General features: G+C 68.7%; 26 protein-coding genes. 8 read left to right on the top strand and 18 right to left on the bottom strand.

Features of this window, described 5'->3' with window-relative positions:
• Positions 1-3: 3 nt before the first annotated feature.
• Positions 4-339: a hypothetical protein gene (locus HBE64_RS21580; protein ID WP_167106898.1), complete on the top strand. Its 336-nt coding sequence runs from the start codon at positions 4-6 to the stop codon at positions 337-339.
• Positions 336-971, top strand: coding sequence for an LON peptidase substrate-binding domain-containing protein (locus HBE64_RS21575; RefSeq protein ID WP_167106895.1), 636 nt, complete (start codon positions 336-338; stop codon positions 969-971). Before HBE64_RS21580 ends, HBE64_RS21575 begins: the two co-directional genes overlap by 4 nt.
• An 18-nt stretch (positions 972-989) precedes the next feature.
• On the opposite strand, the gene HBE64_RS21570 is transcribed toward HBE64_RS21575, so the two are convergent.
• From HBE64_RS21570 to HBE64_RS21535, 8 genes are all read right to left on the bottom strand, one after another.
• Positions 990-1,922: an SAM-dependent methyltransferase gene (locus HBE64_RS21570; RefSeq protein WP_167106892.1), complete on the bottom strand. Its 933-nt coding sequence runs from the start codon at positions 1,920-1,922 to the stop codon at positions 990-992.
• Positions 1,919-2,272, bottom strand: coding sequence for a monovalent cation/H(+) antiporter subunit G (gene mnhG / locus HBE64_RS21565; protein WP_167106889.1), 354 nt, complete (start codon positions 2,270-2,272; stop codon positions 1,919-1,921). Before mnhG ends, HBE64_RS21570 begins: the two co-directional genes overlap by 4 nt.
• Positions 2,269-2,541, bottom strand: a complete 273-nt coding sequence (locus tag HBE64_RS21560) for a monovalent cation/H+ antiporter complex subunit F (RefSeq protein WP_167106886.1) — start codon at positions 2,539-2,541, stop codon at positions 2,269-2,271. The genes mnhG and HBE64_RS21560 overlap by 4 nt, the downstream gene beginning before the upstream one ends.
• Entirely contained in the window at positions 2,538-3,080 is a 543-nt protein-coding gene (locus tag HBE64_RS21555; protein WP_167106883.1) for a Na+/H+ antiporter subunit E, read from the bottom strand. The genes HBE64_RS21560 and HBE64_RS21555 overlap by 4 nt, the downstream gene beginning before the upstream one ends.
• A complete protein-coding gene (locus HBE64_RS21550; RefSeq protein WP_167106880.1) occupies positions 3,077-4,678 on the bottom strand; it encodes a Na+/H+ antiporter subunit D in 1,602 nt (533 codons plus the stop codon). Before HBE64_RS21550 ends, HBE64_RS21555 begins: the two co-directional genes overlap by 4 nt.
• Positions 4,675-5,145 (bottom strand): Na(+)/H(+) antiporter subunit C, encoded by a 471-nt coding sequence (locus HBE64_RS21545; protein ID WP_167106877.1) that lies wholly within the window; start codon positions 5,143-5,145, stop codon positions 4,675-4,677. The genes HBE64_RS21550 and HBE64_RS21545 overlap by 4 nt, the downstream gene beginning before the upstream one ends.
• Complete coding sequence (locus HBE64_RS21540; protein ID WP_167106874.1) at positions 5,142-8,048, bottom strand: Na+/H+ antiporter subunit A; 2,907 nt, start codon at positions 8,046-8,048, stop codon at positions 5,142-5,144. Before HBE64_RS21540 ends, HBE64_RS21545 begins: the two co-directional genes overlap by 4 nt.
• Positions 8,049-8,284: 236 nt before the next feature.
• Positions 8,285-8,695, bottom strand: coding sequence for a DUF1707 domain-containing protein (locus HBE64_RS21535; RefSeq protein ID WP_167109541.1), 411 nt, complete (start codon positions 8,693-8,695; stop codon positions 8,285-8,287).
• A gap of 59 nt (positions 8,696-8,754) precedes the next feature.
• On the opposite strand from HBE64_RS21535, the gene HBE64_RS21530 reads away from it, so the two are divergent.
• Positions 8,755-9,201 (top strand): SRPBCC family protein, encoded by a 447-nt coding sequence (locus HBE64_RS21530; RefSeq protein ID WP_167106871.1) that lies wholly within the window; start codon positions 8,755-8,757, stop codon positions 9,199-9,201.
• 88 nt (positions 9,202-9,289) lie between these two features.
• Here HBE64_RS21530 and HBE64_RS21525 read toward each other — a convergent pair whose 3' ends face one another.
• From HBE64_RS21525 to HBE64_RS21505, 5 genes are read right to left on the bottom strand one after another with little or no spacing between them, the layout of a single operon-like run.
• Positions 9,290-11,500, bottom strand: a complete 2,211-nt coding sequence (locus HBE64_RS21525; protein ID WP_371744026.1) for an AAA family ATPase — start codon at positions 11,498-11,500, stop codon at positions 9,290-9,292.
• Between the two features lie 5 nt (positions 11,501-11,505).
• Complete coding sequence (locus HBE64_RS21520; RefSeq protein WP_167109536.1) at positions 11,506-12,360, bottom strand: phosphatidylcholine/phosphatidylserine synthase; 855 nt, start codon at positions 12,358-12,360, stop codon at positions 11,506-11,508.
• On the bottom strand, positions 12,360-13,073 hold the full coding sequence (locus HBE64_RS21515) for a phosphatidylserine decarboxylase (RefSeq protein ID WP_167106868.1): 714 nt from the start codon (positions 13,071-13,073) through the stop codon (positions 12,360-12,362). Before HBE64_RS21515 ends, HBE64_RS21520 begins: the two co-directional genes overlap by 1 nt.
• Positions 13,074-13,109: 36 nt before the next feature.
• Positions 13,110-14,366, bottom strand: coding sequence for a gephyrin-like molybdotransferase Glp (gene glp / locus HBE64_RS21510; RefSeq protein WP_167106865.1), 1,257 nt, complete (start codon positions 14,364-14,366; stop codon positions 13,110-13,112).
• Positions 14,366-15,286: an SDR family NAD(P)-dependent oxidoreductase gene (locus HBE64_RS21505; protein WP_167106862.1), complete on the bottom strand. Its 921-nt coding sequence runs from the start codon at positions 15,284-15,286 to the stop codon at positions 14,366-14,368. The genes glp and HBE64_RS21505 overlap by 1 nt, the downstream gene beginning before the upstream one ends.
• Before the next feature lie 59 nt (positions 15,287-15,345).
• Here HBE64_RS21505 and HBE64_RS21500 point away from each other — a divergent pair, with 59 nt between their 5' ends.
• On the top strand, positions 15,346-16,161 hold the full coding sequence (locus HBE64_RS21500; RefSeq protein ID WP_167106859.1) for an HAD-IIA family hydrolase: 816 nt from the start codon (positions 15,346-15,348) through the stop codon (positions 16,159-16,161).
• Between the two features lie 12 nt (positions 16,162-16,173).
• On the opposite strand, the gene HBE64_RS21495 is transcribed toward HBE64_RS21500, so the two are convergent.
• The 3 genes from HBE64_RS21495 to HBE64_RS21485 all read right to left on the bottom strand — a co-directional run bounded on the left by HBE64_RS21495 (position 16,174) and on the right by HBE64_RS21485 (position 19,366).
• Positions 16,174-17,871, bottom strand: coding sequence for a DEAD/DEAH box helicase (locus HBE64_RS21495; RefSeq protein ID WP_167106856.1), 1,698 nt, complete (start codon positions 17,869-17,871; stop codon positions 16,174-16,176).
• Positions 17,872-17,946: 75 nt separating this feature from the next.
• Positions 17,947-18,441 carry a cupin domain-containing protein gene (locus tag HBE64_RS21490; protein ID WP_167106853.1) on the bottom strand — a complete coding sequence of 165 codons (495 nt, stop codon included), beginning with the start codon at positions 18,439-18,441 and terminating at the stop codon, positions 17,947-17,949.
• A 19-nt stretch (positions 18,442-18,460) separates the two neighbouring features.
• Complete coding sequence (locus HBE64_RS21485) at positions 18,461-19,366, bottom strand: SDR family NAD(P)-dependent oxidoreductase (protein WP_167106850.1); 906 nt, start codon at positions 19,364-19,366, stop codon at positions 18,461-18,463.
• 100 nt (positions 19,367-19,466) lie between these two features.
• On the opposite strand from HBE64_RS21485, the gene HBE64_RS21480 reads away from it, so the two are divergent.
• The 4 genes from HBE64_RS21480 to HBE64_RS21465 all read left to right on the top strand — a co-directional run bounded on the left by HBE64_RS21480 (position 19,467) and on the right by HBE64_RS21465 (position 23,814).
• The gene (locus HBE64_RS21480) at positions 19,467-20,024 is read left to right on the top strand and encodes a TetR/AcrR family transcriptional regulator (RefSeq protein ID WP_243841414.1); all 558 of its coding nucleotides are present in this window, start codon (positions 19,467-19,469) and stop codon (positions 20,022-20,024) included.
• 181 nt (positions 20,025-20,205) lie between these two features.
• Positions 20,206-21,831 carry a chaperonin GroEL gene (groL, locus tag HBE64_RS21475; protein ID WP_167106844.1) on the top strand — a complete coding sequence of 542 codons (1,626 nt, stop codon included), beginning with the start codon at positions 20,206-20,208 and terminating at the stop codon, positions 21,829-21,831.
• A gap of 173 nt (positions 21,832-22,004) precedes the next feature.
• Positions 22,005-22,946 (top strand): hypothetical protein, encoded by a 942-nt coding sequence (locus HBE64_RS21470; RefSeq protein WP_243841413.1) that lies wholly within the window; start codon positions 22,005-22,007, stop codon positions 22,944-22,946.
• Positions 22,947-22,989: 43 nt separating this feature from the next.
• Complete coding sequence (locus HBE64_RS21465) at positions 22,990-23,814, top strand: SDR family oxidoreductase (RefSeq protein WP_167106840.1); 825 nt, start codon at positions 22,990-22,992, stop codon at positions 23,812-23,814.
• Here HBE64_RS21465 and HBE64_RS21460 read toward each other — a convergent pair.
• Both HBE64_RS21460 and HBE64_RS21455 read right to left on the bottom strand, forming a co-directional pair.
• On the bottom strand, positions 23,803-24,366 hold the full coding sequence (locus HBE64_RS21460; protein WP_167106837.1) for a carboxymuconolactone decarboxylase family protein: 564 nt from the start codon (positions 24,364-24,366) through the stop codon (positions 23,803-23,805). The two genes, HBE64_RS21465 and HBE64_RS21460, sit on opposite strands and share 12 nt — an antisense overlap.
• Complete coding sequence (locus HBE64_RS21455; protein ID WP_167106834.1) at positions 24,363-26,099, bottom strand: amidohydrolase family protein; 1,737 nt, start codon at positions 26,097-26,099, stop codon at positions 24,363-24,365. The genes HBE64_RS21460 and HBE64_RS21455 overlap by 4 nt, the downstream gene beginning before the upstream one ends.
• Positions 26,100-26,124: the final 25 nt, after the last annotated feature.

Raw genomic sequence — 26,124 nt, 5'->3', positions numbered from 1 at the left:
CACATGGCAATCCGCCGAGTAGGGTTCGCGATGCTGGCGGCGATCGTGGTAGTGACCGGCGCCGGGTGCGCCAAGCCGATTCCCGGCACTCCGGTCGCTGTGCCGGGTCAGGCAGGCAAGCCGCTGGTCCCCGCTGATCTGGCCAGCGCCACCTGCCGCGAGTATCTGGCCATGGACGAGGCCACCCGCCGCGAGGTGATCAAGGCGATCGGTGAGAAGGGCAACGGCCTGATCGGCATGAACCCGGAGCTGTGGGTGGGAGTCGCCAGCGCGCTGTGCACGTTCGTCGCCCCCAGCGCACCGGTGCGCGACATCCTGGTCGGTCAGGGTCTGCGATGAGCGCGCAGCCGATGTTCCCGCTGCAGTCCGCCCTGCTGCCCGGGGAAACGCTGCCGCTGCGGATCTTCGAGCCGCGCTACTCCCAACTGGTGCAGGACTGCCTGGCGATGGACGACCCGGCGTTCGGGGTGGTGCTGATCACCCGGGGTCGTGAGGTTGGCGGCGGGGATGTGCGCGGCGACGTCGGCGCACTGGCCCGGATCGCCGAGTACGCCGACCACGGCATGGGTCAGTATCAGCTCAATGCCGTTGTTTGTGAACGTATCCGGGTGACCGAGTGGCTGGCGGACGACCCGTATCCCCGGGCGATCGTGCAACCGTGGCCCGACGAGCCCGGCCCTGCCGTCGGTCCGGAGCGCATCGGTGAGGTCGTCGACCGGATCCTTGCGCTCTTCGAGCGGATCGTCAGTTCCCGCGGCGCGCAGTTGCGTCCCGACGCGCTGGCGGTCGCCCCCGACATCGCCGACGATCCGTCCCGGCACATCTACGCGCTGGCGTCGCGGGTGCCGATGGGCCAGGCCGATCGGTATGCGCTGCTGGCCGCGCCCACATTGGCCGAGCGGGTCGATCTGTTCACCGACGCGCTGGAAACCGTTGCGGCGATGGTGGAGTTCCAGATCGCCGAGGAGTAGCGGTCTAGGCGTTCGTGGTCAGTTCTTGGTGGCGGCGACGAACGTCGTGTCGGGCACGACCTCCTCGTCGGCCGGCGGTCGCCGGTAGTGCGCCATCAGATCTGGCGCGTCGATGGTCTCCACCTGCCAGCCGTGTCCGGTCAGCCAGTCGGCGACGTCGGTCCGCGCTTCGAGATACCACAGTGCGCTGGTGTCGGGGATCTCGTCGATTCCCGCCTCAGCCGCCGCCCGCCGCGCCTGTGCCATCCGCGCCCGACGGCGTTCCATCACCTCGGGAGAGTAGAAGTCGTGCCCGAACGCCTCCACGGCCAGCCGGCTGCCGGCGGCGCTGAGCGCATCGATGCGTTCGAAGAGCCCGTCCTGGGCCTCGGCGGACAGGTACGGCAACAAGCCCTCCGCGCACCAGACCGTCGGGCGGGACGGGTCGAAACCCCTCTGCTGCAAGGCTTCCGGCCAGTCGTGGCGCAGATCGACGGGCACCGCGACGTAGACCGCGGCGGGGCGGGCCCGGTGCTGTGTCAACACCCGCTCCTTGAACTCGAGCACCTTGGGCTGGTCGAGTTCGTAGATGGTCGTGTCGCTGATCCACGGCAGCCGCCAGGCCCGGGTGTCGAGCCCGGCGGCCAGGATCACCACCTGGTCGAGGCCGTTGGCGCCGGCCGTGGTGAAGAAGTCGTCGAGGTATTTGGTGCGCGCGGCGATGTAGGCGGTCATCGTGTTCAGCCGGGCCGTCACCTGCTCGTCGGCCTTGCCGATGTGGGCCAGCGTCTCCTCGGTGAACGGTGGCTGCCAGCCGGCATCGAGCGCCGCCTCGACGAAGAAGTGCGCGTAAGGGTCGGTGTAGAGCGGACATTCGGCGTCGGATTCTGCGGCCCGCGCCCGCGCCACGGTCAGTGCGGTGGCGCCGACCCCCTCGGTGATATCCCAGGTGTCGTTTTCGCTGCGGCTCACGAGTTGTTCTCCGCCCCTTCGCTGTTGTCCCGCATCTCGTCTGTGGTCAGCAGGTCGTCGCGGATGTTCTGTTCACGGTATGCCAGCTGGCCCACCCGGTGCGCCACCACGGGTGCGGTGATGAGGGTGAAGATCGCGGTCAGGATGATCATGCCGATGTCGACGTTGCCGCGAAGCCGGATCGCCGCGCCGCCGAGAACCAGCAGCAGCCCGAGCACCTGAGGTTTGGTGGCGGCGTGCATGCGGGTCAACGTGTCCGGGAAGCGCACCACGCCGATGGCTGCAGTGAGTGCCAGCGCCGAGCCACCGAGCACCAGAACCGCGGTCACTACGTCCAGAAGTGTGGTCATCGGTTCGGCCGATCCACGTCGGGCACGCGGAAGCGGGCCACGCTCACCGATCCGACGAAGCTGATCAGGGCCAGCGCAGCCAGGCTGTAGGTGACGGTGGTGTCCAGGGTGTAGGCCGCCCAGGTGCCGATACCGCACATCGTGACCGCCACCATCGTGTCGACGGCGACCAGTCGGTCCAGCGTGCTGGGCCCGGCCAGCAGCCGGATCATCGTCACCGCGGCGGCCGCGACCAGCATCGTGCCCGCCAGTACCCACACGATCGTCATGACTGGGCCTCCTCGGATTCGATTGCGGCCGGGCGCCATTCGGAGTCGCGTTCGAATGCCGACACCAGAAGCCGCTCCAGCTTGGCTGCCTGCCCGTAGAAGCGATCTACCGAGCGTTGCGAACCGACGTCGAGCACATGGACGTACAGCAGCCGGCGGGTCTGGTCGATCTCGAGCACGATCGTGCCCGGCGTCAGGTTCATGATGTTGACGCCCAGTGCCAGAACCAGATCCGACTTGCACGCCAATCGAACCCGCAGCACCGCCGACAGCGGCGGGCGTCCCGGCCGCAGCGCCAGCCATGCCACCTGAGTCGAGGACACCACCAGCCACCAGCCGACGTTGGCCGCCAGCCACAGCAGTGACAGCGGATGCAGCCGGCCCTGTACCGGCACCGCGGGCAGCGGCAACAGCACCGTGATCAGCGTCGCCACGGCAAGCCCGGAGAGCACATTGGCCAACGAGATGGTGCCCCACAGCAGAAGCCACACCAGGGTCAGCCAGACCAGCACCCAGATCCGCAGCAGCCACGTCTTCATAGGCGCGTCCCCAATACTGCGGTGACGTACTGGCCGCGGTCCAGGACTTCGTCGGCGGCGCGGTCGCTGTAGCCGAAGATCGGCCCGGCCAGCACCGTCAACGCCAGGCCGACGGCGATCAACGCCATTGTCGGAACGACCATTCCGATAGGCATCCGGCCGACGTCGTCACGATCGACGAAGGCGACGTCCTGCGAGTAGTCATCGAGCAGTGCCGACGGCGCAGAGTCGGCCATATCGCCCTCGGGTGCGTCGACGCGGGCACGCCAGAACGCCTTGGTCCACACCCGGGCCACGACGTAGAGCGTCAGCAGGCTGGTCACCACCGAGCCGCCGACCAGTAGCCAGGCCAGCACCGAGCCGCCCTGCGTGCCGGCTTCGAGAAGGGCGACCTTTCCGATGAAGCCGGAAAACGGCGGTATACCACCGAGATTGAGCGCGGGCACGATGAAGACGAACGCCAGCAGTGGGCTGGCGGCCGCCAAGCCGCCGAGCCTGTGCAGGGTGGACGCGCCGGCCTGCCGTTCGATCAGTCCGACGACGAGGAACAGGGTGGTCTGCACGATGATGTGGTGGGCCACGTAGTAGATCGCCCCCGACATTCCCAGCCGGCTCGACAGCGCGATCCCGAACACCATGTATCCGATGTGGCTGACGAGGGTGAACGACAGCAGACGTTTGATGTCGCTCTGGGCGATCGCGCCGAGGATGCCCACCAGCATGGTGAGCAGCGCCGCGACCAGCAGGACGTTGTCCAGGCCGCCGGCCGGGAACAGCAGCGAATGGGCCCGGATGATCGCGTACACACCGACTTTGGTCAGCAACCCGGCGAACACCGCGGTCACCGGGGCCGGCGCGGTGGGGTAGGAGTCGGGCAACCAGGCCGACAACGGGAACACCGCGGCCTTGATGCCGAACGCCACCAGCAGCACCGCGAACAGGGCGCTGCGGGTACCGCTGCTGATGCCTTCCAGCCGCAGTGAGAGCTCGGCCATGTTCAGGGTTCCGGTGGCGGCGTAGATCAGCGCCAGGCCGATCAGGAAGATCAGCGACGACACCATGGAGACCATCACGTAGGAGATGCCTGCGCGCACCCGCTCCTTGCTGGCACCGATGGTGAGCAGCACGAAACTTGCCGACAGCAGGACTTCGAAGCCGACGTAGAGGTTGAACAGGTCACCGGCCAGGAACGCCGTACACACACCGGCGGACAGCACCAGATAGGTGGGCAGGAAGATCGACACCGGCTGGCGGTCGTCACCGTCGCGAATACCCTGCCCGATGGCGTAGAACACCACCGCCAACAGCACGATCGAGGACACCACGAGCATCAGCGCGGAGAGCCGGTCGGCCACCAGCGTGATTCCCAGCGGCCCCAGGCCGGCGTCGGTCGGACCCCAGCCGCCGACGTGCAGGGCCTGGGTGCCGTCTCGGTCGGTGAGGTAGACCAGCACCGCGCAGACCGCCACCACCGCGCTGAGCGCGACGACGGTGATCAATCGCTGCAGCCGTGGCCTGCGCCCGGCGACCAGCGTCGAGGCCGCGGCCAGCAGCGGGATCAGCACCGGCAGCGGCATGAGGACACCCGAGAGGGTCATCGCGACCCCTGATGGCCGGGCAGCGCGTCGAGCTCGTCGGGCTCGTCGGTGTCGCGGGCCGGCTCGGCGACGGGAACGTCGTCGTCGATCGAGGAGGCCTCCTCGCCGGACAGCTTCGACACCCTGGTGTCTTCGGGGTCGTTCTCGACGTCCTCTTCGGTGGTCAACCGGAACGAGCGGTAGGTCAGGGCGAGCACGAACGCGGCGATGCCCATGGCGATGACGATGGCGGTCAGGATCATGCCCTGCGCCAACGGATCAGCCGTCGTGGTCTTCGACCCGCTGGTGCGCCCGCGCACCGGAGGGTTGCCCGACGGTCCTCCCACGGTGAGGATCAGAAGGTTGACGGCGTTGCCGACGAGCAACAGGCCCAACAACATTCGGGTCAGATTGCGCGACAGCAGAAGGTATACCCCGCAGCTGGTGAGCCCACCGATGATGACGAGTGGAACGAGGTAGGTGTTCACCGCGCCCCCACTTTCGTCGCCGGCGGCGGTGATTCGGCCATCTCGACATCGATGCGCGCACCCAGGCTGCGCAGCACGTCGAGCACCAGCCCCACGACGATCAGGTACACCCCGAGGTCGAAGAACAGGGCGGTGACGAGCTTGACGGTGCCGAGCAACGGCACGTCCAGGGTGATGACCGCCGACGACAATGCGGGCGCGCCCAGCAGCATCGAGCCCACCGCGGTGCCCGCCGACAGCACCAGGCCGAAGCCGAGAATCTTGCCGGCGTCCAGCGGCAGCGTCTCGCCGAGCTCGTAGCGGCCGCCGGCCAGGTAGCGCAGCACCAGGGCCAGCCCGGCGGTGAGCCCGCCCGCGAAGCCACCGCCGGGGGTGTTGTGGCCGGTGAAGAAGAAGTACACCGACAGCACCATTATGAGCGGGAAGATCAGCCGGGTTGCGACTTCCAACACCAGCGAGCGGTAGCGCGGGTCGCGCAGCTCGCTACCCCGCAGCCAGGTGGTGTCGCTGACCGCCGGGCTGTACGGAACTGTCTGCAGCACAGCGACATCGGGCTGGCCCACATCGGAAACCCTTGGCGCCGAACCGAACCGGCGGTTGCGGAACACCAGGGAGGCCACCCCGGTGGCGGCCACCACCAGCACCGAGATCTCGCCGAGGGTGTCCCAGGCGCGGATGTCGACGAGCAGCACGTTGACGGTGTTGGCGCCGTGGCCGCGGAGATAGGCGGCGTCGGGCAGCAGGTCGGCGATCGGGGTGGTGGTGCGGGCCGCCTTGGCGAACACCGCCAGCGTGGTCACCGTCGCCCCGACCGCCAGTGCGAGCAGCACCTTGGGCAGGCGATGGCGCTTGACGTTGGTCTCCTCGGCCTCGGCGGGCAGTGTCCGCAGCACCAGCACGAAGATGACCAACGTCAGGGTCTCCACCAGGAACTGGGTCAGCGCCAGATCCGGGGCGCCGTGCAACGCGAAGATGACACCGCTGCCGTACCCGGTGATGCCAACGAGAAGGACCGCGGCAAGCCGGTTGCGCATCACGGTCGCGGCCACCGCGGCGGCCAGGATCAGCAGGCCGACGACCGGTTGCACCAGCGAGTCCCACAGCCGGAAATCCGGCCGGTCGCGCGACCCGAGGACCAGCACCGCGATCGGTAGCAGCACCAGCGTGGCCAGGATCACCGACTGGGTGACCGGGATCGACCCGCGCTGGGTGGCGGCCGTCAGCCGGACCGACACCACGTCGGCGCCGCGGATGACCGCGTCATAGACCCGGTCGGCGTTGCCCAGCGGCTGATAGCGGCCGATCCGGGCCCGCTGCAACCGGTCGCGGCTGAAGAACGCCGCGGTGCCCGCCGCCAGCACGATCGCCGACAGCAGCACCGGCAGGCCGAACCCGTGCCACAGCTCCAGGGTGTAGGCGCCGTCGGCGACACCCGCGGGGGGAAGGGTGTCGGCGTAGTTGTCGAGGGTGTGGTCCAACGGGCTGGGCACCAGGCCGAAGAACAGCCCGGCCGCGGCGAGGATGGCCGGTGCGACCAGGAACACCGCCGACGGCCGGTGCAGGTTGGCCACCAGAACGGTCGGGCCGTGAGAACCCTTGCGCGCGAAGGCTCCCCACAGGAAGCGCAGGCTGTAGATCGTGGTGAACACCGACCCGGTGACCACGCCGGCCAGAACGACGGGCGCCCAAGGCCCCAGCGATTCGCTGTGCGCGAGGGTTTCGAAATCGGCCTCCTTGGCGACGAAGCCGAGGAACGGCGGCAGGGCCGCCATGCTGGCGGTCGCCCCGGCCGCGATGACGAACAGCGCGGGCATCCGGCGGCCCAGCCAGGCCAGCCTGCGGATATCGCGGGTGCCGGTGGAGTGGTCGATGACGCCGACCACCATGAACAGCGTGGCCTTGAACAGTGCGTGCGCGCAGAGCATGGCCAGCCCGGCCAGCATCATGTCCTGGCCGCCGCCGCCGACCATCACGGTGATGAAGCCGAGCTGGCTGACCGTGCCGAACGCCAGGATCAGCTTGAGGTCGTACTCGCGCACCGCGCGCCATCCCGCGAGCAGCATGGTGACCAGCCCCAGAGTGATGACGGTCGGGCGCCAGCCGGGCGAATCGGCGAAGCCGGGGGTGAGCCGGGCGATCAGGTAGACACCTGCCTTGACCATGGCCGCGGCGTGCAGGTAGGCGCTGACGGGGGTGGGCGCGGCCATGGCACCGGGCAGCCAGAAGTGGAAGGGCACCAGAGCCGACTTGGACACCGCGCCGACGAGCACCAGCACCACGCCGACCCCGACGGCGACCCCGTGGGGTGGGGCGGCCACCAGTTCGGAGAGCAGATAGGTCCCGGAGTAGTGGCCGAGGATGATGATGCCGGCCAGCATCGCCAGCCCACCCGCGGTGGTGACGAGCAGGGCCTGCATGGCGGCGCGGCGGCTGGTGGCCCGCTCCGCGTAGTGGCCGACGAGCAGGAACGACAACACCGTCGTCAGCTCCCAGAAGGTGTAGAGCAGCAGCATGTTGTCGGCGACGACCAGGCCGAACATCGCACCGGAGAACGCCACGAGTTCGGCGGCGAAGCTGGGCAGCCGGTTCTCGGTGTGGCCGTCGCGGTGATGGAAGTACTCGCCGCAGTAGAACAGCACCAGGGCGCCGATGCCGAGTACCAGCACGCTCATGACCGCCGAGAGCGTGTCGAACCGCAGCGTGATGTTCATCGACAGTTCCGGCACCCAGGGCACATCGACTGTCGGGGCGGGCCGGCCAGGTTGCGGCCAGTTCAGCGCCACCCAGGTCAGCGAGGCGGCGGGCACCAGGGCCAGCGGGTAGAAAGCTAGCCGTCCCCAGCGGTGCACGAGGACCGGCGCCAGGGCGGCGGCGATCGCATGCGCGACCAGGATGACGAGCATGGCACTCCGGTCTGTAGGACGCGCGGGCGCGTCGTGATCTATTCCACGCGCCAGCGCGTCGGTGATCTACCGGTCGGTCGGGGTGTCAGCCAAGGTTTTCGGCTAGGTCTTGCCCGTCAGTCTACGTTGTTGACCCGGACCCATACATCTCACCCGGAGGGCGGTTACCGTCAGTCCTTCGGTATCGACGCTGAATCAGGCTGTGCAGCAATCTTTCTCAGCATCCTGCCGACCGTCTAGCGGCAGAAGGTCCGGACCGGGAGGGCGTGGCCGACGACGCCGACGGCCCCGCCGAGGATCGGCCAGATCGGCCAGAAGTACCAGGCGCCTGCGGTGAGTGCGACGGCCAGCCAGACGGTCAGCACGATCGCGACCATGGCCGCGTAGGTGCCCAGGTGCAGACGCACCGAGGCGCGGGCCGCGCTCTTGCGGGCGGCGATCCGGCGCGGGTCGCTACGGCGCAGTTGGGCAACCGGCAGGTCGGCGAGGATGCGGCGCAGGTCGTCGGCGGTCTGTGCGGCGAATGCCGACTGGACGCGGGTCTCGTATTCGGCGAGATCGACGTAGCCCTCGGCGAGGGCCTGGGACAGCAGTTCAGCGGTGGCGGTGCGGTCGTGATCTCCGACGCGGGTGGTGGTGGTGTTCATACCGTCCAACTTTGACATGTCACTATAGGACTGTCAATGGTTGTTGGTTGAATGATCGAGTGTCCGAACAACGAGTGGTCAGTGCCAGCCGTGAGATCGCCGCACCCGCGGCCACGATCTTCGAACTCATCGCCGATCCCGCGCGACAACCGGAGTGGGACGGTAACGACAACCTCGGCCACGCTCCGGCGGGCCAGCGCGTCCGCTCCGCCGGTGCGGTCTTCACCATGACGCTCAACCACGGCGCGGTCCGGGAGAACCACGTGGAGGAGTTCGAGGAGGGGCGGCTGATCGCCTGGCGGCCGTCCGAGGCCGGGGCGACGCCGCCCGGTCACCTGTGGCGCTGGGAACTGCGGCCCATCGACACCGGGCACACCCTGGTCACCCACACCTACGACTGGACCCGGCTGGCCGATCCAGTGCGGCTCGAGCGCGCCCGCAACACCACCGCGGACAATCTGCGGGCCTCGATCGACCGGCTGGCCGACATCGCCGAACGCGCCTAGCGCGCCCCGCCTCCCGAACGCCGAGTGTGCGGTTTCATCCGCAACACGCCGCGTGCAGCGGATGGGGGCGCACACTCGCCGAACGCGCCTAGTGCCCCGCGGCGAACTCCCGAAGCGACGCCACCTGCGCGGGATCCAATGAGGGGCGGACATTCTCGCGGGCCTTGGCCACGTCGGCGGCGGTGACGTCGGCGGCGTCGATGGAGCGGCGCATCGCGGTCAGGGCCGCCTCGCGCAGCAGGGCCACGCAATCGGCGGCGCTGTAGCCGTCGAGTTCGCCCGCCAGCGCTTCGAGGTCGACCTCCTTGGACAGCGGTACCGACTTCCCGGCGGTGCGCAGAATCTCCTTGCGGGCGTCGGCATCCGGCGGCTCGACGAAGACCAGCTTCTCCAGCCGGCCCGGCCGCAGCAACGCGGGGTCGATCAGATCGGGGCGGTTGGTGGCGCCGAGCACCACGACATCGCGCAGCGGCTCGATACCGTCGAGCTCGGTCAGCAGCGCGGCCACCACCCGGTCGGTCACCCCGGAGTCGAAGCTCTGCCCGCGCCGTGGGGCCAACGCGTCGATTTCGTCAAGGAACACCAGTGACGGCGCGGAATCCCTTGCCCGCCGGAACAATTCGCGGACCGCCTTCTCCGAGGAGCCCACCCACTTGTCCATCAGTTCGGCGCCCTTGACGGCATGCACGCTCAGCCGGCCGGAGCTCGCCAGGGCCCGCACCACATACGTCTTGCCGCAGCCGGGCGGGCCGTAGAGCAGAACACCCTTCGGCGGCTCGACACCGAGGCGGGCGAAGGTGTCCGGGTGCTGCAGCGGCCAGAGCACGGCCTCGGTCAGTGCCTGCTTGGTGGCGATCATGTCGCCGACGTCCTCGAGTGTCACCGAGCCGACCGACACCTCTTCGGTCGCCGAGCGTGACAGCGGCCGGATGACGCTGAGCGCGCCCTTGAGGTCGTCCTGGATCAGCGCGGGCGGCTTGCCGTCCTCACTGGCTCGCGCCGCCGCCCGCAGTGCGGCCTCGCGCACCAGCGCCGCCAGATCAGCCCGGACGAATCCCGGTGTGCGCTCGGCGATTTCGTCGAGATTGAGGTCGGCGGCGGGGACGTTGCGCAGCAGCACTTCCAGTAGTGCCTTACGGGTGGCGCCGTCGGGAAGGCTCAGGCCCAGTTCCCGGTCGCAAAGGTCGGGTGCACGCAGCCGGGGGTCCAGGGCGTCTGGCTGCTGGGAGGTCGCCACCAGAGCCACCCCGGGCGCGGCCACCGCTTTGCGCAACTCGGCGAGAACCATCGTCGCGACCGGTTCGGGCGGGGTGGGAAGCAGGGCGTCGATATCAGTGACCAGCAGCACGCCGCCGCCGTCGCACACCGTGGCCACCGCCTCGGCGACCGCCCGCTGGCGATCCTGGGCGGCCAGCGCCCCGGTGTCCGGGCCGTCGAGTTCCACCAGCCGCCGGCCCGCGCACACGGCGCGCACCAGCGTCGCCTTGCCGACACCGGCGGGCCCGGTGACCAGCACGCCCAGATTCGGTTTGGCGCCAAGCTTTTCCAGCAGGGCCGGCTCGTCGAGAGCGAGCTTGAGCCATTCGGTGAGCCGACCGGCCTGCACATGCTGGCCCTTGAGGTCGTCCATCGACACCGGTGGCGCCTCCGGCCACACCATTGGCGGGCTCACCGCGGCAGCATGGCCCGCGGGAACCGGGCCCGGCGTCACTCCGTCGCCCCACGTCACCGACGAATTGGGTTGTACGCTCACCGGTCCCGCGGGATCGGTGCCGGTGACGGTCAGCAACTCCGAGGTCCAGGTGATCCCCACCGACGACGCCAGCGCCGAACTGGCCTCCGAGGTCGACGTGCCGGGCCCCAGGTCGCGGGGCAGCAGCGACACCGTGTCACCGACCGTCATGACCTTGCCCAGCAGCGCCTGGCGCAGCGTCGCCGAGGACACCGACTGGGTGGCCAGCGTCGAGCCCCGCAACGTGACCGACCGCGCCCCGTACACCGTCACCGCCGACACCAACACCGTGGAGTTCTCGCGCAGGCCCGCGTTGGACAGCGTCACGTCATCGAGAAGAGCGGTCCCCGCGGGGGTGTCCGGTGCGGCGACGCCAGCGACCGCAGCGGTGGTGCGAGAACCCGTCAGCGACACCGCATCCCACTCCCGGATACCCAGCGCGGCGATGGCCTCCGGATGCAGGCGCACCACGCCGCGGCGGGAGTCCAGCGCCGAGGTGTTCAGCCGCGCTGTCAGAGCCAGGCTGGAAGCCGGCGGTGGTGGGCCGGTCTCGTCGAGAGTGGACACCGGGTTCAGCCTCCTGGTTTACGCAGGCCGAGTCGGCTGACGGACCGGCGGCGGTTGGGATGCTCCGCGCGGCGAATGGCCCGCCGCGCCGCGCGCCGCTGCCCGGGTTTGGCATCCCAGGTTTCCGGGCGCGCGGCCACCCAGCGCTGGCTGCGCACGGTGAACGGAATGATGATCAGGTACCCGACGATGATCAGCAGGACCAGCACGTAGGGGAACAGCAGCAGCCCGGCGGCGACGATCGCTACCAGCACCAGCAGGATCGGTGCGGCATTGGCAGGCACCGACACGGATTTCAGCGCCAGGGTGGGCACGCGGCTCACCAACAGAATCGAGTTGGCCGCCAGCCACGCGCAGATGAACCATGTCGACGTCCACCAGCCGTGGCCGAACTGCAGCATCGCGGCGAGCGGGCCGATCGCGCCCACCGCACCACACGGTGCTGGCATGCCGACGAAGTACTGCCGGGTGTAAGCCGGGCGGGTGTCGTCGTCGAGGAGTGCGTTGAATCGCGCCAGCCGCAGCACCACGCATACCGCGTAGAGCAATACGAAGATCCAGCCGATCGGCGAGGTCGGAAGCAGCGTCACGTAGACGACCAGCGCCGGCGCGACACCGAAGTTCACCGCATCGGCCAGCGAATCGATCTCGGCGCCCATCGGGGACTGCGCCTGCAGGGCCCGGGCGATGCCACCGTCGATGCCGTCGAGCACAGCCGCCGCGCCGATCAGCGCCAGCGCGACATGCGGGCGCCCGTCGAGGGCGAACTTGATCGACGTCAGCCCGGCGCAGATGGCGAGCACGGTCGTCGCGCTGGGCAGGATGCGCAGTCCCCGGCGGGACTTGATGCGCGGCGTGATCACGGCAGCTGCGCCAATACCGTCTCGCCGGCCAGCGCCCGCTGACCCGGTTCGACCAGAATCTGTGAGCCGGCGGGGAAGTAGGTGTCCAGGCGGGAGCCGAACCGGATCAGCCCGTAGGTGTCGCCGATGGCCACCTTGTCTCCGGGGTGGACGTCGCACACGATGCGGCGTGCCACCAGCCCGGCGATCTGCACGACCACCACGTCCCGTCCTTCCGGCGTGCGGATCAGCACGCTGTTGCGCTCATTGTCCTCACTGGCCGCCGCCAGGTCGGCTGAATGAAATCTGCCGGGTCGGTACTGCACGTCGATGACCTCGCCGCCGACGGGTGTGCGCTGGACGTGTGCGTCCAGCAGCGACAAGAAGATGCTGACGCGCGGGACCGGTCCGGCGGGCAGGCCCAGCTCGGCCGGCGGCTCGGCTTCCTCGACCAGACAGATGAGGCCGTCGGCGGGGGCGACGACCACACCGGCGCGGCTCGGTGGCTGCCGCGCGGGGTGACGGAAGAACCCGGCGTTTGCGGCGGCGGCGGCCAGGCCGGCCCGGCGCAGCCAGCGGTTCTTGCGGCCCAGCGCCGCCACAGCCAGGCCGGCCGAGATGAAGGGCAGGCCGGCGGGATGGACGGGAGGAACTGAGGAACGGACCAGCGCGACCAGCCGTTGCGGGCCGGACTTGTTGGTGTCGTCCGCTGTGCGGGGGCGTCTGGCCATCGGCGTGATTCTACTGATGCGGCAGCAGGTCCGGAGCTAGGTGAGGTCCCAGAGCTGGACCTGCTCGCCTGCGGCCATCTCGGTGACGTCCTCGGCGATCTCCAGTAGGCAGTTGGCCGAGGCCAGCCAGCGCAGGTGATGCGACGCCGGCGGACCGTAGGTGGTGACCGTACCGGCCGCCGCGTCGTACACGCCGCGGCGGAACTGCCGCTTGCCCTTCGGTGAGGTCAACCCCTCGGTCAGCACGGCGTTGCGACGCGGGCGATGCGGATTGGGTAGGCCCATAGCGGCGCGCAATGCGGGGCGAACGAACACCTCGAACGACACCAGCGCACTGACCGGGTTGCCCGGCAGCGTGATGATCGGCGTGCCCAGCCCTGATGTCGCCGGCCTTCCGGCTCCGTTCAGGCGGCCCGCGCCCTGCGGCATGCCCGGCTGCATCGCAACCTTGACGAACTCGACGGCGCTGGAGCCGCTGGGCCGGCGACCGTCGGCCGAGCCTCCGAAGGCGTCCTTGACCACTTCGTAGGCGCCTGCGCTGACCCCACCGGAGGTGATGATCAGATCGGCTTGGCCGGCGTAGCCCTCCAGTACGGCGCTGAACTGGACGACGTCGTCGCTTGAGGTCGGGCTGGCCACCACCTCGCCGCCCGCCTCGCGCACCGCGGCGGCCAGCATGATGGCGTTGGACTCGTAGATCTGGCCGGGCTTGAGGTCGGTGCCCGCCGACACCAGTTCCGAGCCGGTCGACATCACCAGCACCCGCTGGCGCGGCACCACCGTCAGACTGCCCAGTCCCAGCGCCGCAGCCAGTCCGAGGGCGGCCGGGGTCACCACGTGCCCGGCACGCAGCACCGTCGCCCCGGCGGTCACGTCCTCGCCCGCGCGCCGGATGTGCTGCCCCTCCCTGGCCGACGACCGGATCTCCACCGTCTCGGTTCCGCCGTCGGTCAGTTCCACCGCGACGACGGCCGTCGCACCGGCAGGCAGCGGAGCGCCGGTCATGATGCGGTGCGCGGTTCCTGGGGCTAATGTCAGCGGATCGGTGCGGCCAGCCGGAATGTCTTCGGCGACAGGAAGTTTCACCGGATTGTCGGCATCGGCTCCCGTGACGTCCTCGGCGCGCACGGCGTAGCCGTCCATGGCGGAGTTGTCGAAGACCGGCAGCGACAGCGGCGCTGCGACATCGTCGGAGAGCACGCGGCCCTCCGCCTCGGCCAGCCCAACGGTCACCGGTCGTCCCGCCGCGATCAGGTCGGCGACGACGCGTTGATGTTCTTCGACGGTGCGCATCAGATCGGGAACCTTACGCCGGTGAGCTCTTCGGACACCGCCCACAGCCGACGCTGTAGGTCGACGTCGTGGGAGCGGGAACTGGACTCGACGACGACCGGGTGGCCGCGCCGCTCGCCGTTGCCGTCGGGGCCGTAGTACTGGCCGCCGCTGACACCGGGATCGGTGGCGGCACGCAGCAGCACCAGCGCGCCCATCGTGGCGCTCTGCAGGATCAGCGGGCCCACGATCCGGGTGACCGGTTGCAGGATCACCGGAAGGTTGCGACCCAGCTCCGTGAAGGACACCCCGGGGTGCGCCGCCACGGCGATCGTGCTGGAACCGGCCTGTCCGAGCCGGCGCTGCAGCTCGTAGGTGAACAGCAGATTGGCCAGTTTGGAGCGGGCGTAGGCGGCGATGCGGCTGTAGTGGCGGTCGCACTGCAGGTCGCTGAAATCGATGTCCGCCAAGGTGCCGTGGGCGAGGCTGGACACCGTCACCACCCGGGCGGCCGGGGCCGCGAGCACGCTGTCGAGCAGCAGCCCGGTCAACGCGAAGTGCCCCAGATGGTTGGTGCCGAACTGCAGCTCGAACCCGTCCTTGGTGGTCTGCTTCGGCGTCCACGCCACACCGGCGTTGTTGATCAGCAGATCGATTCGCGGATAGTCCGACTGCAGCGCCTGCGCCGCGCGGCGAATCGACTCCAGCGACGTCAGATCCAACTCCTGCACACCGACGTCGGCGCTCGGGCTTGCCGCCAGGATCTGCGCTCTGGCCGCCCGCCCCTTGTCGAGATTGCGCACCGCCAAGACGACTTTGGCGCCGCGGCCGGCGAGCACTGCTGCGGTCTGGTAGCCGATACCGGTGTTCGAACCGGTGATCACCGCGACGCGACCGTTCTGATCGGGTACGTCGGCCGCGGTCCATCTGCTGCCGCTCATGTGTCAGACGATACGTCGGCCCAACTTGCATCCAAGCTGCGGCCGTTTACTGTCGCGGTATGGCGATCGGTGGTGTGTTGTTCGACATCGACGGCGTCCTGGTCACCTCCTGGGAGCCGATTCCCGGTGCGGCCGAGACGCTGGCGGTACTGGCCGACCATCAGGTCGCGCGGTCCTATCTGACCAACACCACCACCCGCACCCGCCAGCAGATCGCGTCGGCGTTGTGCGCCTCGGGGATGGACGTTCGGCCCGACGAGGTCATCACCGCTGCGGTGCTGACCGCCGACTACGTGCGCGCCAACTTCCCCGACGGGCGATGTTTTCTGGTCAACAACGGCCAGATCACCGACGACATGCCTGGCATCGACATCGTCGACTCGGTGGTCTACGACGACGGCGTCGACCCCGGCACACCTGATGTGATCCTGCTCGGCGGGGCGGGACCGGAGTACAGCCACCGCACGCTGTCACGGGTCTACGAGTGGATGGCCCAGGGGGTGCCGGTGGTGGCCATGCATCGCAGCACCGCCTGGGACACCACCGAGGGCCTGCGCATCGACACCGGCATGTACCTGATCGGGATGGAGCAGTCTTCGGGCCGTAAGGCCACCGCGGTGGGTAAGCCCGCACCGGCCGGCTTCCTGGCCTCAGCGGCGCGGCTCGGGGTGGACCCCGACGAGATGTACATGGTCGGCGACGACCTCAACAACGACGTCCTCGCCGCCCAGGTGGTCGGTATGACCGGCGTGCTGGTGCGCACCGGAAAATTCCGCCAGGACACGTTAGACCGTTGGGTCGCAGACGAATTCGCAATGCAGCCCAGTCACGTGGTGGATTCGGTGGCCGACCTTCCGGAGCTGCTGGGGCTCTAGGCTCCGGTGTGATCAACCGGGCCGAGCGGTGAGTCCGCGTACCGCCTCGATCCGCGCCTTGAGCTGATCGCGGGTGGCTGCCGCCACCGGCGGGCCGCCGCATATCTGGCGCAGTTCGTTGTGGATCTGCCCGTGCGTCTTGCCGGTGCGGTGATGGGCCAGCGACACCAGGGTGTTGAGTTCACGTCGCAGGTCCCGCAGCTGGCCGTGGGTGGACGGCCGCGCCACCTCACCGCTGGCGGTACGCCGGGTCAACTGCTCTTCTTGCCTGCGCCGCAACAGATCTCGCATCGATGCCGCATCGAGCAGGCCGGGGATGCCGAGGTAGTCGGCCTCCTCGTCGCTGCCCGCCGGCGTCGCCGTCCCGAACGAGGAGCCGTCGAAGATCACCTGGTCGAGTTCGGCATCGGCACCGAGGTACTCGATCTTGTTGTCCGTGTCGTCGGGCTCGTCGCGCTTCTGCGCGGCCAACTCGGCATCGAGGGGATCGTCTTCGGTTTCGCGGTGCGGCTTGCCCAGCACGTGGTTGCGCTGGGCTTCCATCTCGCTGGCCAGCAGCAGCAGATTGGGCACCGACGGAAGGAAGATGCACGCCGTCTCGCCGGGCCGCCGCGACCGGACGAACCGGCCGATCGCCTGGGCGAAGAACAGCGGCGTCGAGGCACTGGTGGCGTACACGCCGACTGCCAGCCGCGGCACGTCGACGCCTTCGGAGACCATGCGCACGGCCACCAGCCACCGCGACGTGCTCGCCGAGAACTGAGAGATGCGGTCCGAGGAGCCCGGGTCGTCGGAGAGCACCACCGTCGGCGCCTCCCCGGTGATCTTGAGCAGCAGGTCGGCGTAGGCGCGAGCCGCGGTCTGGTCGGAGGCGATGATCATGCCGCCGGCGTCGGGGACATGTTCGCGAAGGCCGCGCAACCGGGTGTCGGCCGCGGCGATCACCGCGGGCATCCACTCCCCGGCCGGGTTCAGGGCGGTCTTCCACGCCCGCGCGGTCTGCTCGGCGGTCAGCGGTTCACCGAGGCGGGCGGCGTGCTCCTCGCCCGCGCTGTCACGCCACCGTGCCTCACCCGAGTACGCCATGAACATCACCGGCCGCACCACGCCGTCGGCCAGCGCCTCGGAGTACCCGTAGACATGGTCGGCCTGCGAGCGGGCGAATCCGTCGGGTCCGGTCTCGTAGGTGACGAAGGGGATGGCGCTGTCGTCGCTGCGGAACGGCGTCCCGGTCAGCGAGAGCCGCCTCGTCGCATCGTCGAACGCCTCGCGCATGGCGTCGCCCCACGTCTTCGCGTCCCCGCCGTGATGGATCTCGTCGAAGACGACAAGGGTCTTGCGGTTCTCAGTGCGCACCCGGTGCCGGGTGGGGTGGCTGGCAACTTGGGCGTAGGTGACGACGACGCCGTGGTAGTCGGTCGAGGTTTGCGAGTTGGAGTTGGAGAACTTGGGGTCCAGGGCGATGCCGTGCCGCGCGGCGGCCTGCGCCCACTGGATCTTGAGGTGCTCGGTGGGCACCACGATGGTGACGGTCTCGACGGTGCCTTCGGCCAGAAGTTCGGCGACGATCCGCAGGGCGAAGGTGGTCTTACCGGCGCCCGGCGTCGCCACGGCCAGGAAGTCCCGGGGTTTGGCGGCCAGGTACTTGACCAACGCCCGCCGCTGCCAGCCCCGCAACGCCTGGGTGCTGGGCGCATCCTCTGCCCGCACCCGTGGGACTCCTCTCTGAACGGAATGGACTCTAACGCAAGCGGATCCGCATCCGCATTTCGATCCGGCGTGTCGTCAGACGAAGAAGTTGTCGTGGCGGATGAAGAACTCTTCGCGCTCGTCGTCGGAAAGTTCGCTCAGCGTGGCCAAGCCCTCGAAGTACCGCTCTCGCGGAGCCCCCGGAGCAAACAACATCAGCACCGACGCCGGGTCGTCGGCCTCGTTGCGGAAGCCGTGGATGCCGCCGGGCGGCACATACAGGAAGTCGCCCGAGTTCCCGTCGACCCAGTCGGTTCCGTTGTAGAGCGACAGGGTGCCCGACAGCACGAAGAACGCTTCGGACATGGCTCGGTGGAAGTGGGGTCCGGGCCCGCCGCCATGTGGCGCGATCTCGACCCGGTACAGCCCGTAGTCGCCGCCGGTGACCGTCTGGCTCGCGAGGTAGTGGTACTTCACCAAGCCGAACGCGTCGTAGTCGGGCGGCTCGGCGCCGCGTTTGAGCCAGGCACTGACCTCTGGCTCGTCGGCGGTGTAGCGGGGCGGCGGGTAGGGCGGCACGATCAGTGACACCCCACCCACTCTGCCCGCCTCAGACCGGGTAGACCACCCCGGTCAGCTCTTCGGAGACCGCCCACAGCCGTCGCTGCGCCACGGTGTCGTGGGACACCGCGCTGGAGCTGACCACCTTGGGGTAGCCGCGTTGCTCGCCGAAGCCGTCGGGTCCGTAGTACTGGCCGCCGAGGACACCGGGATCGGTGGCCGCCCGCAACGTGGGCAGGGCGCCGATGTCGGCCTCCTGGGCGAGCGGTAAAGCTGTGAACACCCGGTCGACGAGCGCTGGCAGGTTGCGAGCCAGTTCGGTCCGCGACGAGCCGGGATGCGCGGCAGCGGCGATCGTCGTGGTGCCGATGAGCCGGCGCTGCAACTCATAGGTGAACATGAGGTTGGCCAGCTTGGCCTGACCGTAGGCGCCGGCCCGGCTGTACCTGCGCTGCGACTGCAGATCGTCGAAGTTGATCCCGCGGCGCGCGAACCTGTGCCCCATGCTGCTGACGGTGACCACCCGCGAGCCGGGCGTCTCGATCAGCCGGTCGATCAGCAGACCGGTCAATGCGAAGTGGCCCAGATGGTTGGTCCCGAATTGCAGCTCGAAGCCGTCCTGGGTGGTGGCCTTGGGCGTCATCATCACGCCGGCGTTGTTGATCAGCAGGTCGATGCGGGGATGCTCGGCGCGCAGCTGCTCGGCGGCGGCGCGGACGGAGTTCAGTGACGTCAGGTCGAGCTCTTGCACCGAGACCTCGGCGCCGGGGGAGCGCCGGGCGATGAGGTCGGCGGCTGCCTTGCCCTTGTCGAGATTGCGCACCGCCAGGACCAGGCGAGCGCCGTGCGCGGCGAGGGCTCGGGCGGTCTCGTAACCCAGGCCGGTGTTGGCGCCGGTGATCACGGCGGTGCGCCCGCTCTGGTCGGGAATGTCGGCGGAAGTCCAGCGGGTCATGCGGTCTCCTCGATTAGAGTGGCTAAGCGGAACGTGCGCCCCGGTTTCTTCGACTATACGGAGCGTGCACTCCGGTTTGTCAATGCAGAGAGGGGGCGACTTGGCTCAACCCGAGCGGCCGTTGCGGGCCGACGCGGCACGCAACCGCGCCCGGCTGCTGCAGGTCGCCTACGACGTCTTCGCCGAGCAGGGGCTGTCGGTGCCGATCGACGTGATCGCGCGCCAGGCCGGCGTCGGCCCGGGCACCGTCTACCGGCATTTTCCGACCAAGGAGGCGCTGTTCGAGGCGGTTGTCGGCGAGCGGGTGCGGCTGATCGTCGCGCACGGGCGGGCACTGTTGGCCGCCGACCCCGCAGGCGCGCTCTTCGAGTTCATCCGCGAGATCGTCCTAAACGGCTCCGCCGACCACGGCATGGTCGAGGCACTGGCCAGCTACGGCATCGACGTGGAATGCGCCGCGCCCGGCGCCGAGGTCGAGTTCCTCGGCGTGCTGGATGAACTGCTCGCGGCCGCGCAGCAGGCCGGCACCGTGCGTACCGACGTCGGCCTGGCCGAACTCAAGGCGCTGATGCTGGTTGGCAAGAGCGGACAGCAGTTCGGCCCGGATGTCGCCGAGCGGATCACCGGGGTGATCGTGGACGGCCTACGCGCCGGGTGAACACCGACCCCTTTTTCTTGCACTCACCATGGTCGAGTGCTAAGAATGACGTTGGCACTCGCGACCAGTGAGTGCTAGGTCGGGACGGTGAGACCGCAGCCGAACACAGCAGCGGTCGTCCGTCGCGGGCACTGCGTCCGGCCAGAAGCGTGTAACCCCCAACCGGAGGATTCACTTCGCAATGTCCAAGATCATTGCTTACGACGAAGAGGCACGCCGCGGCCTCGAGCGGGGCCTCAACGCCCTCGCCGACGCGGTAAAGGTGACGCTGGGCCCCAAGGGTCGCAACGTCGTCCTGGAGAAGAAGTGGGGCGCCCCCACGATCACCAACGATGGTGTGTCCATCGCCAAGGAGATCGAGCTGGAGGACCCCTACGAGAAGATCGGCGCTGAGCTGGTCAAGGAAGTCGCCAAGAAGACCGACGACGTCGCGGGCGACGGCACCACCACCGCCACCGTTCTGGCCCAGGCTCTGGTCCGTGAAGGTCTGCGCAACGTCGCGGCCGGCGCGAACCCGCTCGGCCTCAAGCGCGGCATCGAGAAGGCCGTCGAGAAGATCACCGAGACGCTGCTGAAGAGCGCCAAGGAGGTCGAGACCAAGGAGCAGATCGCGGCCACGGCCGGTATTTCCGCGGGCGACCAGACCATCGGCGACCTGATCGCCGAGGCCATGGACAAGGTGGGCAACGAGGGTGTCATCACCGTCGAGGAGTCCAACACCTTCGGCCTGCAGCTGGAGCTCACCGAGGGTATGCGCTTCGACAAGGGCTACATCTCGGGCTACTTCGTCACCGACGCCGAGCGTCAGGAAGCCATCCTGGAGGATCCTTACATCCTGCTGGTGAGCTCCAAGGTGTCGACCGTCAAGGATCTGCTGCCCCTGCTGGAGAAGGTCATCCAGTCCGGCAAGCCGCTGCTGATCATCGCCGAGGACGTCGAGGGCGAAGCCCTGTCCACCCTGGTGGTCAACAAGATCCGTGGCACCTTCAAGTCTGTGGCCGTCAAGGCTCCGGGCTTCGGTGACCGCCGCAAGGCCATGCTGCAGGACATCGCCATCCTCACCGGTGGCCAGGTCGTCAGCGAAGAGGTCGGCCTCTCCCTGGAGACCGCTGACGTGTCGCTGCTGGGTCAGGCTCGCAAGGTCGTGGTGACCAAGGACGAGACCACCATCGTCGAGGGTGCGGGCGACTCCGAGGCCATCGCCGGTCGCGTGGCGCAGATCCGCGCCGAGATCGAGAACAGCGACTCCGACTACGACCGCGAGAAGCTGCAGGAGCGCCTGGCCAAGCTGGCCGGCGGTGTTGCGGTGATCAAGGCCGGAGCTGCCACCGAGGTGGAGCTCAAGGAGCGCAAGCACCGCATCGAAGATGCCGTGCGCAACGCCAAGGCTGCTGTCGAAGAGGGCATCGTCGCCGGTGGCGGCGTGGCCCTGCTGCAGGCTGCCCCGGCGCTCGAGGAGCTGTCGCTGACCGGTGACGAGGCCACTGGCGCCAACATCGTGCGTGTTGCGCTCGAGGCTCCGCTGAAGCAGATCGCCTTCAACGCCGGCCTGGAGCCGGGCGTTGTCGCCGAGAAGGTCCGCAACTCTCCCGGGGGCACCGGCCTCAACGCCGCCACTGGTGTGTACGAGGACCTGCTCAAGGCCGGCGTTGCCGACCCGGTGAAGGTCACCCGCTCGGCGCTGCAGAACGCGGCGTCCATCGCGGCGCTGTTCCTCACCACCGAGGCCGTCGTTGCCGACAAGCCGGAGAAGGCCGCCGCACCTGCGGGCGACCCGACCGGTGGCATGGGCGGTATGGACTTCTAAGTCCCTGTACGAAAAAGCCCCGGTGCGCTCCGCGCACCGGGGCTTTTCGTTGTCTTGCTCGCGAGTGTGCGGTTTCATACGCAACACGCCGCGATCCGCGTATGGAACCGCACACTCAGCGTGGCTGTGGATGGGCGAAGTCGTGTTTCGCGCGGCACTGCCACCCTTCGCACATGCAGACGCTTCCGTGGCCGTTTCGGGCGGCCGAGGTGTTGGCTGCCGATGCCCTGACATTCCGTCAGTTGCGGCGCTTCCACGAGGCCATCTATCCAGGAGTATGGCTGCCGCGCGGTGTCGACCTAACGGCCGTCGATCGTGCTCGGGCAGCTTGGCTGTGGTCTGGGCGCAAAGGAGTTCTCGCCGGTTTGTCGGCGTCGGCGTTGTTGGGCTCCAAGTGGATTGAGCCTGAACTCCCTGCCGAACTTGTGCACTCCAATCGCCGCCCACCGGCACTGATCACCGTTCGCAGCGATCGGTTGTTTCCGGGCGAATCTCAATCGGTGCTCGGATTACCCGTCACCACGCCGGCTCGTACGGCCTTCGACCTCGGCCGTCGGCTCGCATTCGTCCCGGCCGTGCAGCGGCTCGACGCACTGATGAGGGCCACCGATTTCAAGGTCGACGACGTCCATGCGGTCATCACACGTCACAGTGGCGTGCGTGGGCTCGACCAGCTACGTCGAGTGTTGGAGATAGTGGACGGCGGATCCGAGTCGCCGTACGAGTCGCTGACTCGAATAGTGCTCCTGCGCAACGGATTCCCGCGGCCGGAGACGCAGATCCGCGTATGCGACGAGAATGGATTCGTCGTGGCCAGATTGGATATGGGATGGCCGCAGTGGCGGGTAGGGGTTGACTTCGATGGTGCCCATCATTGGACCGACCCGAAGCAGCGGTCCAATGATGTCGAGCGCTACGCCATGTTGCCCGAATTAGGCTGGATAGACGTCCGACTGACAAGCTCGATGTTGCACAATCGTCCGCACGCCTTCCTCGACCGGGTCGGTCGCGCACTCGAGTCGCGAGGCTGCCGCGGACGTGGTGAGTGTGCATCCTCATACGCCACTGACGGCGGGTCGCGTACGAAACCGCACACTCGGCGCTCAGGAGAGTGAGCGCTCAGGGAATATGACGGGGAGCACACAGGTTGCCGACGACATGCCGTTACCTGCTGCCTCGCCCTCGTCCACCGCAGTCGTGACCGGGGCGTCCTCGGGCATCGGCGCCGACCTCGCCCGCGAACTCGCGGCACGCGGGCACGGCGTCACACTGGTCGCCCGCCGCGAGGACAAGCTCAGAGAGCTCGCCGCCGAACTCGCCGACCAGGTTCGCGTCGAAGTCATTGCGGCCGACGTCGCCGACCCTGCTGCCCGCGCCGCACTGTTCGACGAGGTCGCGGCACGTGGCCTGACCGTCGACATTCTGGTCAACAATGCCGGTATCGGCGTCGTCGGCTCGGTGGCCACCGCCCCGGTGGCCGACGAGATCGCCCAGGTCCGGGTCAACGTCGAGGCCGTCATCGACCTCACCTCGCGGGCCGTCCAGCAGATGGTGCCCCGCGGTCGCGGAGCGATCCTCAACGTCGGGTCGACGGCCGGTTTCCAGCCCTTCCCGGGCCAAGCCGGTTATGCGGCCACCAAGGCGTTCGTCCGCTCCTTCACCGCCGGACTCCGCGGCGAGCTCGCCGGCACCGGCGTCACCGCGGCGGTGCTCCACCCCGGCCCGGTGCGTACCGAGTTCCTCAGCGCCGCCGGGATGGACGAACGCGAATTCGCCGACGCCTTCCCGAAATTCATGTGGATGCCGTCGCGGGCCGTCGCCAAGATCGGTATCGACGCGCTCGCGGAAGACCGGGGCGACGTGATCGCCGGCATCCAGAACGTGATCAGCACCCGAATCTTCCAGCTGCTGCCGCACAAGGTGCTGCTGCCGCTGTTGACCAGTCAGCACCCCGCGCTCAAGCGCGACACGTCACGGCGCTGAACCCGGCCAGGGCCGCATCCACCCGTCGACCGGCAGGTCGAGCCCGTTGCAGAGCGTGCAGACCGTTCGGTACCAGCCGACCGCGATCAGCAGCTCCATCCGCTGCTCGTCGTCGAGGCTCTCGCCGAGCGCGGCCCAGGTCTGCGACGACCACGACCCGGTGTGCTCCAATTCGTCGACAGCGGTGATGAGCGTGCGCTCCTGGGGGCTCCACCGCGGATCGGCGGGATCGCCCACGGCCAAAGCGTCGGCCTCGTCGCCGGACACCCCGGCAATCGGCCCCCAGAACGCGGCCTGCCCGCCCCACTCGTAGGCGCAGTGCACCAGCCCGCAGATCCGCAGGATCGCGATGGTTCGGGTCCGCGGCGGCAGCCGCGTGTCGAGGTAGAGCGATTCGCCGAGCTTGCGCAGTTTCCGGGCCATCGCCGGGTGACGTTGCAGGCAGCGCACCAGCAGCAGCGGCTCATAGGTCCGGTCGGGGTGCCCCCAGCTGCCGATGTCGGCGGCGTCGGAGTCACTCCACGGCGGCGCAAGCGGTGCGACGCGGCTCACCGTGCGTGCGCAGGCAGGGGTGCCGCCTGACGTCCGCGAACCAGCTTGCCCGGCCGCGCCGCCGTGGGCACGCCGTTCTCGGAGATGACCTCACCGGAGACGATCGTCGCGACGTAGCCGTCGGCTGTCTGGTCCAGCCGGCGCCCACCTGCGGGCAGGTCGGCCTTGACCGTCGGCCGGTGCAGCTGCAGTGCGTCGGGATCGATCACGTTGACGTCCGCTTTGTAGCCCACCGCGATCCGACCGCGGTCGGCCAGTCCGGCGATCCGGGCGGGCACCGACGTCAGTTCCTGAATGACCCGTTCCACTGGCAGCCGGCCCGACGGCCTGTCCCGCACCCAGTGCGTCAGCATGTAGGTGGGAAAGCTTGCGTCGCAGATCATTCCGTAATGCGCGCCGCCGTCGCCCAGGCCCAGGACGACATCGTCGCGTTGGATCAGCTCGGCCACCGTATCCAAGGAGTTGTCCCGGAAGTTGGCCAGCGTCACCAGCAACATGGCGTGACCGTCGTCGTCGAGCAGCCGGTCGTATGCCTCCTCGAGCGGGCTGACGCCACGTGCGGCGGCCCGTGCGCCGATCGAATCCTCAGCCGAGGGTTCGTAGTTCGGCGGATCGCCGAGCGGGAACATGTAATTCCACGCCTGTGCCGCGAACATCAGGGGATGACCTTCACTTGACGGTGTGTCGTTCAGGATACGCATCCGCACTTCGGGTTTGCGCATCTCGGCGACGCGCTCGGCGAGGGGAAGGTGAGCGATCTCCAGGTAGCTGGGGTAGAGCACGAACGGGTTGCCGGACAGGTCCAAACCGAGTACCAGACCGATCGGTCGCGGGAAGATCTGGCCCGTGACCTCACCGCCGTTGGCGTTGGCCTTCTCCACCATCCGCAGGGCGTCGAGGTGAATCGGCGGCCCCGCATTGCCGATCGCGAGTGTGAAGGTCACTGGCAACCCAACTTCCGCGGCGACGTCGAACACCGCGGCGAGGGCACCCTCGTAGTCGCCGGCCATCAGGTCCGGCACGAATTGCAGCAGCCCGCCGCCAGCGTCGTCGACACCCCGGGCGATCGCCTCGATCTCCTCGTACTGCGCCTCGTAGCTCGGAATCGGTTGTCCACCAGAGGTTTTATGTAACGTCAGCCGGGATGACGCGAAGCCCAGCGCGCCAGCGCGAATCGCCTCCTCGGCAAGCTTGCGCATCATCGCCAGGTCCTCGGGAGTGGGCAGCTCGCGGTCGACGCCGCGTTGACCCATCACGTACACCCGCAGCGGGGAATGCGGCAGGAACGCGGCGACGTCGATATCCCGCTGCCGCGAATCCAGTGCGTCGAGGAATTCGGGGAAGGTCTCCCACGTCCATGGCAGGCCGTCGACCATCACGACGCCGGGGATGTCCTCGACGCCGGCCATGACATCGACGAGTACGTCGTGGTCCTCCGGGCGGCACGGCGCGAAGCCGACGCCGCAGTTTCCCATTACCGCGGTTGTCACCCCGTGCGCCGACGACGGCGTCATCCGATCCGACCAGATCGCCTGGCCGTCGTAATGGGTGTGCAGGTCGACGAATCCGGGGGTGACCAGCAGATCGGTCGCGTCGATCTCCCGGGCGCCGGCCCCGGCGACGGTGCCGACGGCCACGATGACGCCGTCGGAGACCGCGACATCGCCGGGATATGGTTCGCCTCCCAGCCCGTCGACGATGATGCCATTGCGGATGACCAGGTCGTAGCTCATGGCATCGAGATTACGTCGGAGTCGC

This window comes from Mycobacterium sp. DL592, assembly GCF_011694515.1.
GTDB lineage: Bacteria > Actinomycetota > Actinomycetes > Mycobacteriales > Mycobacteriaceae > Mycobacterium.
This window is presented reverse-complemented; position numbering and strand designations above follow the sequence as displayed.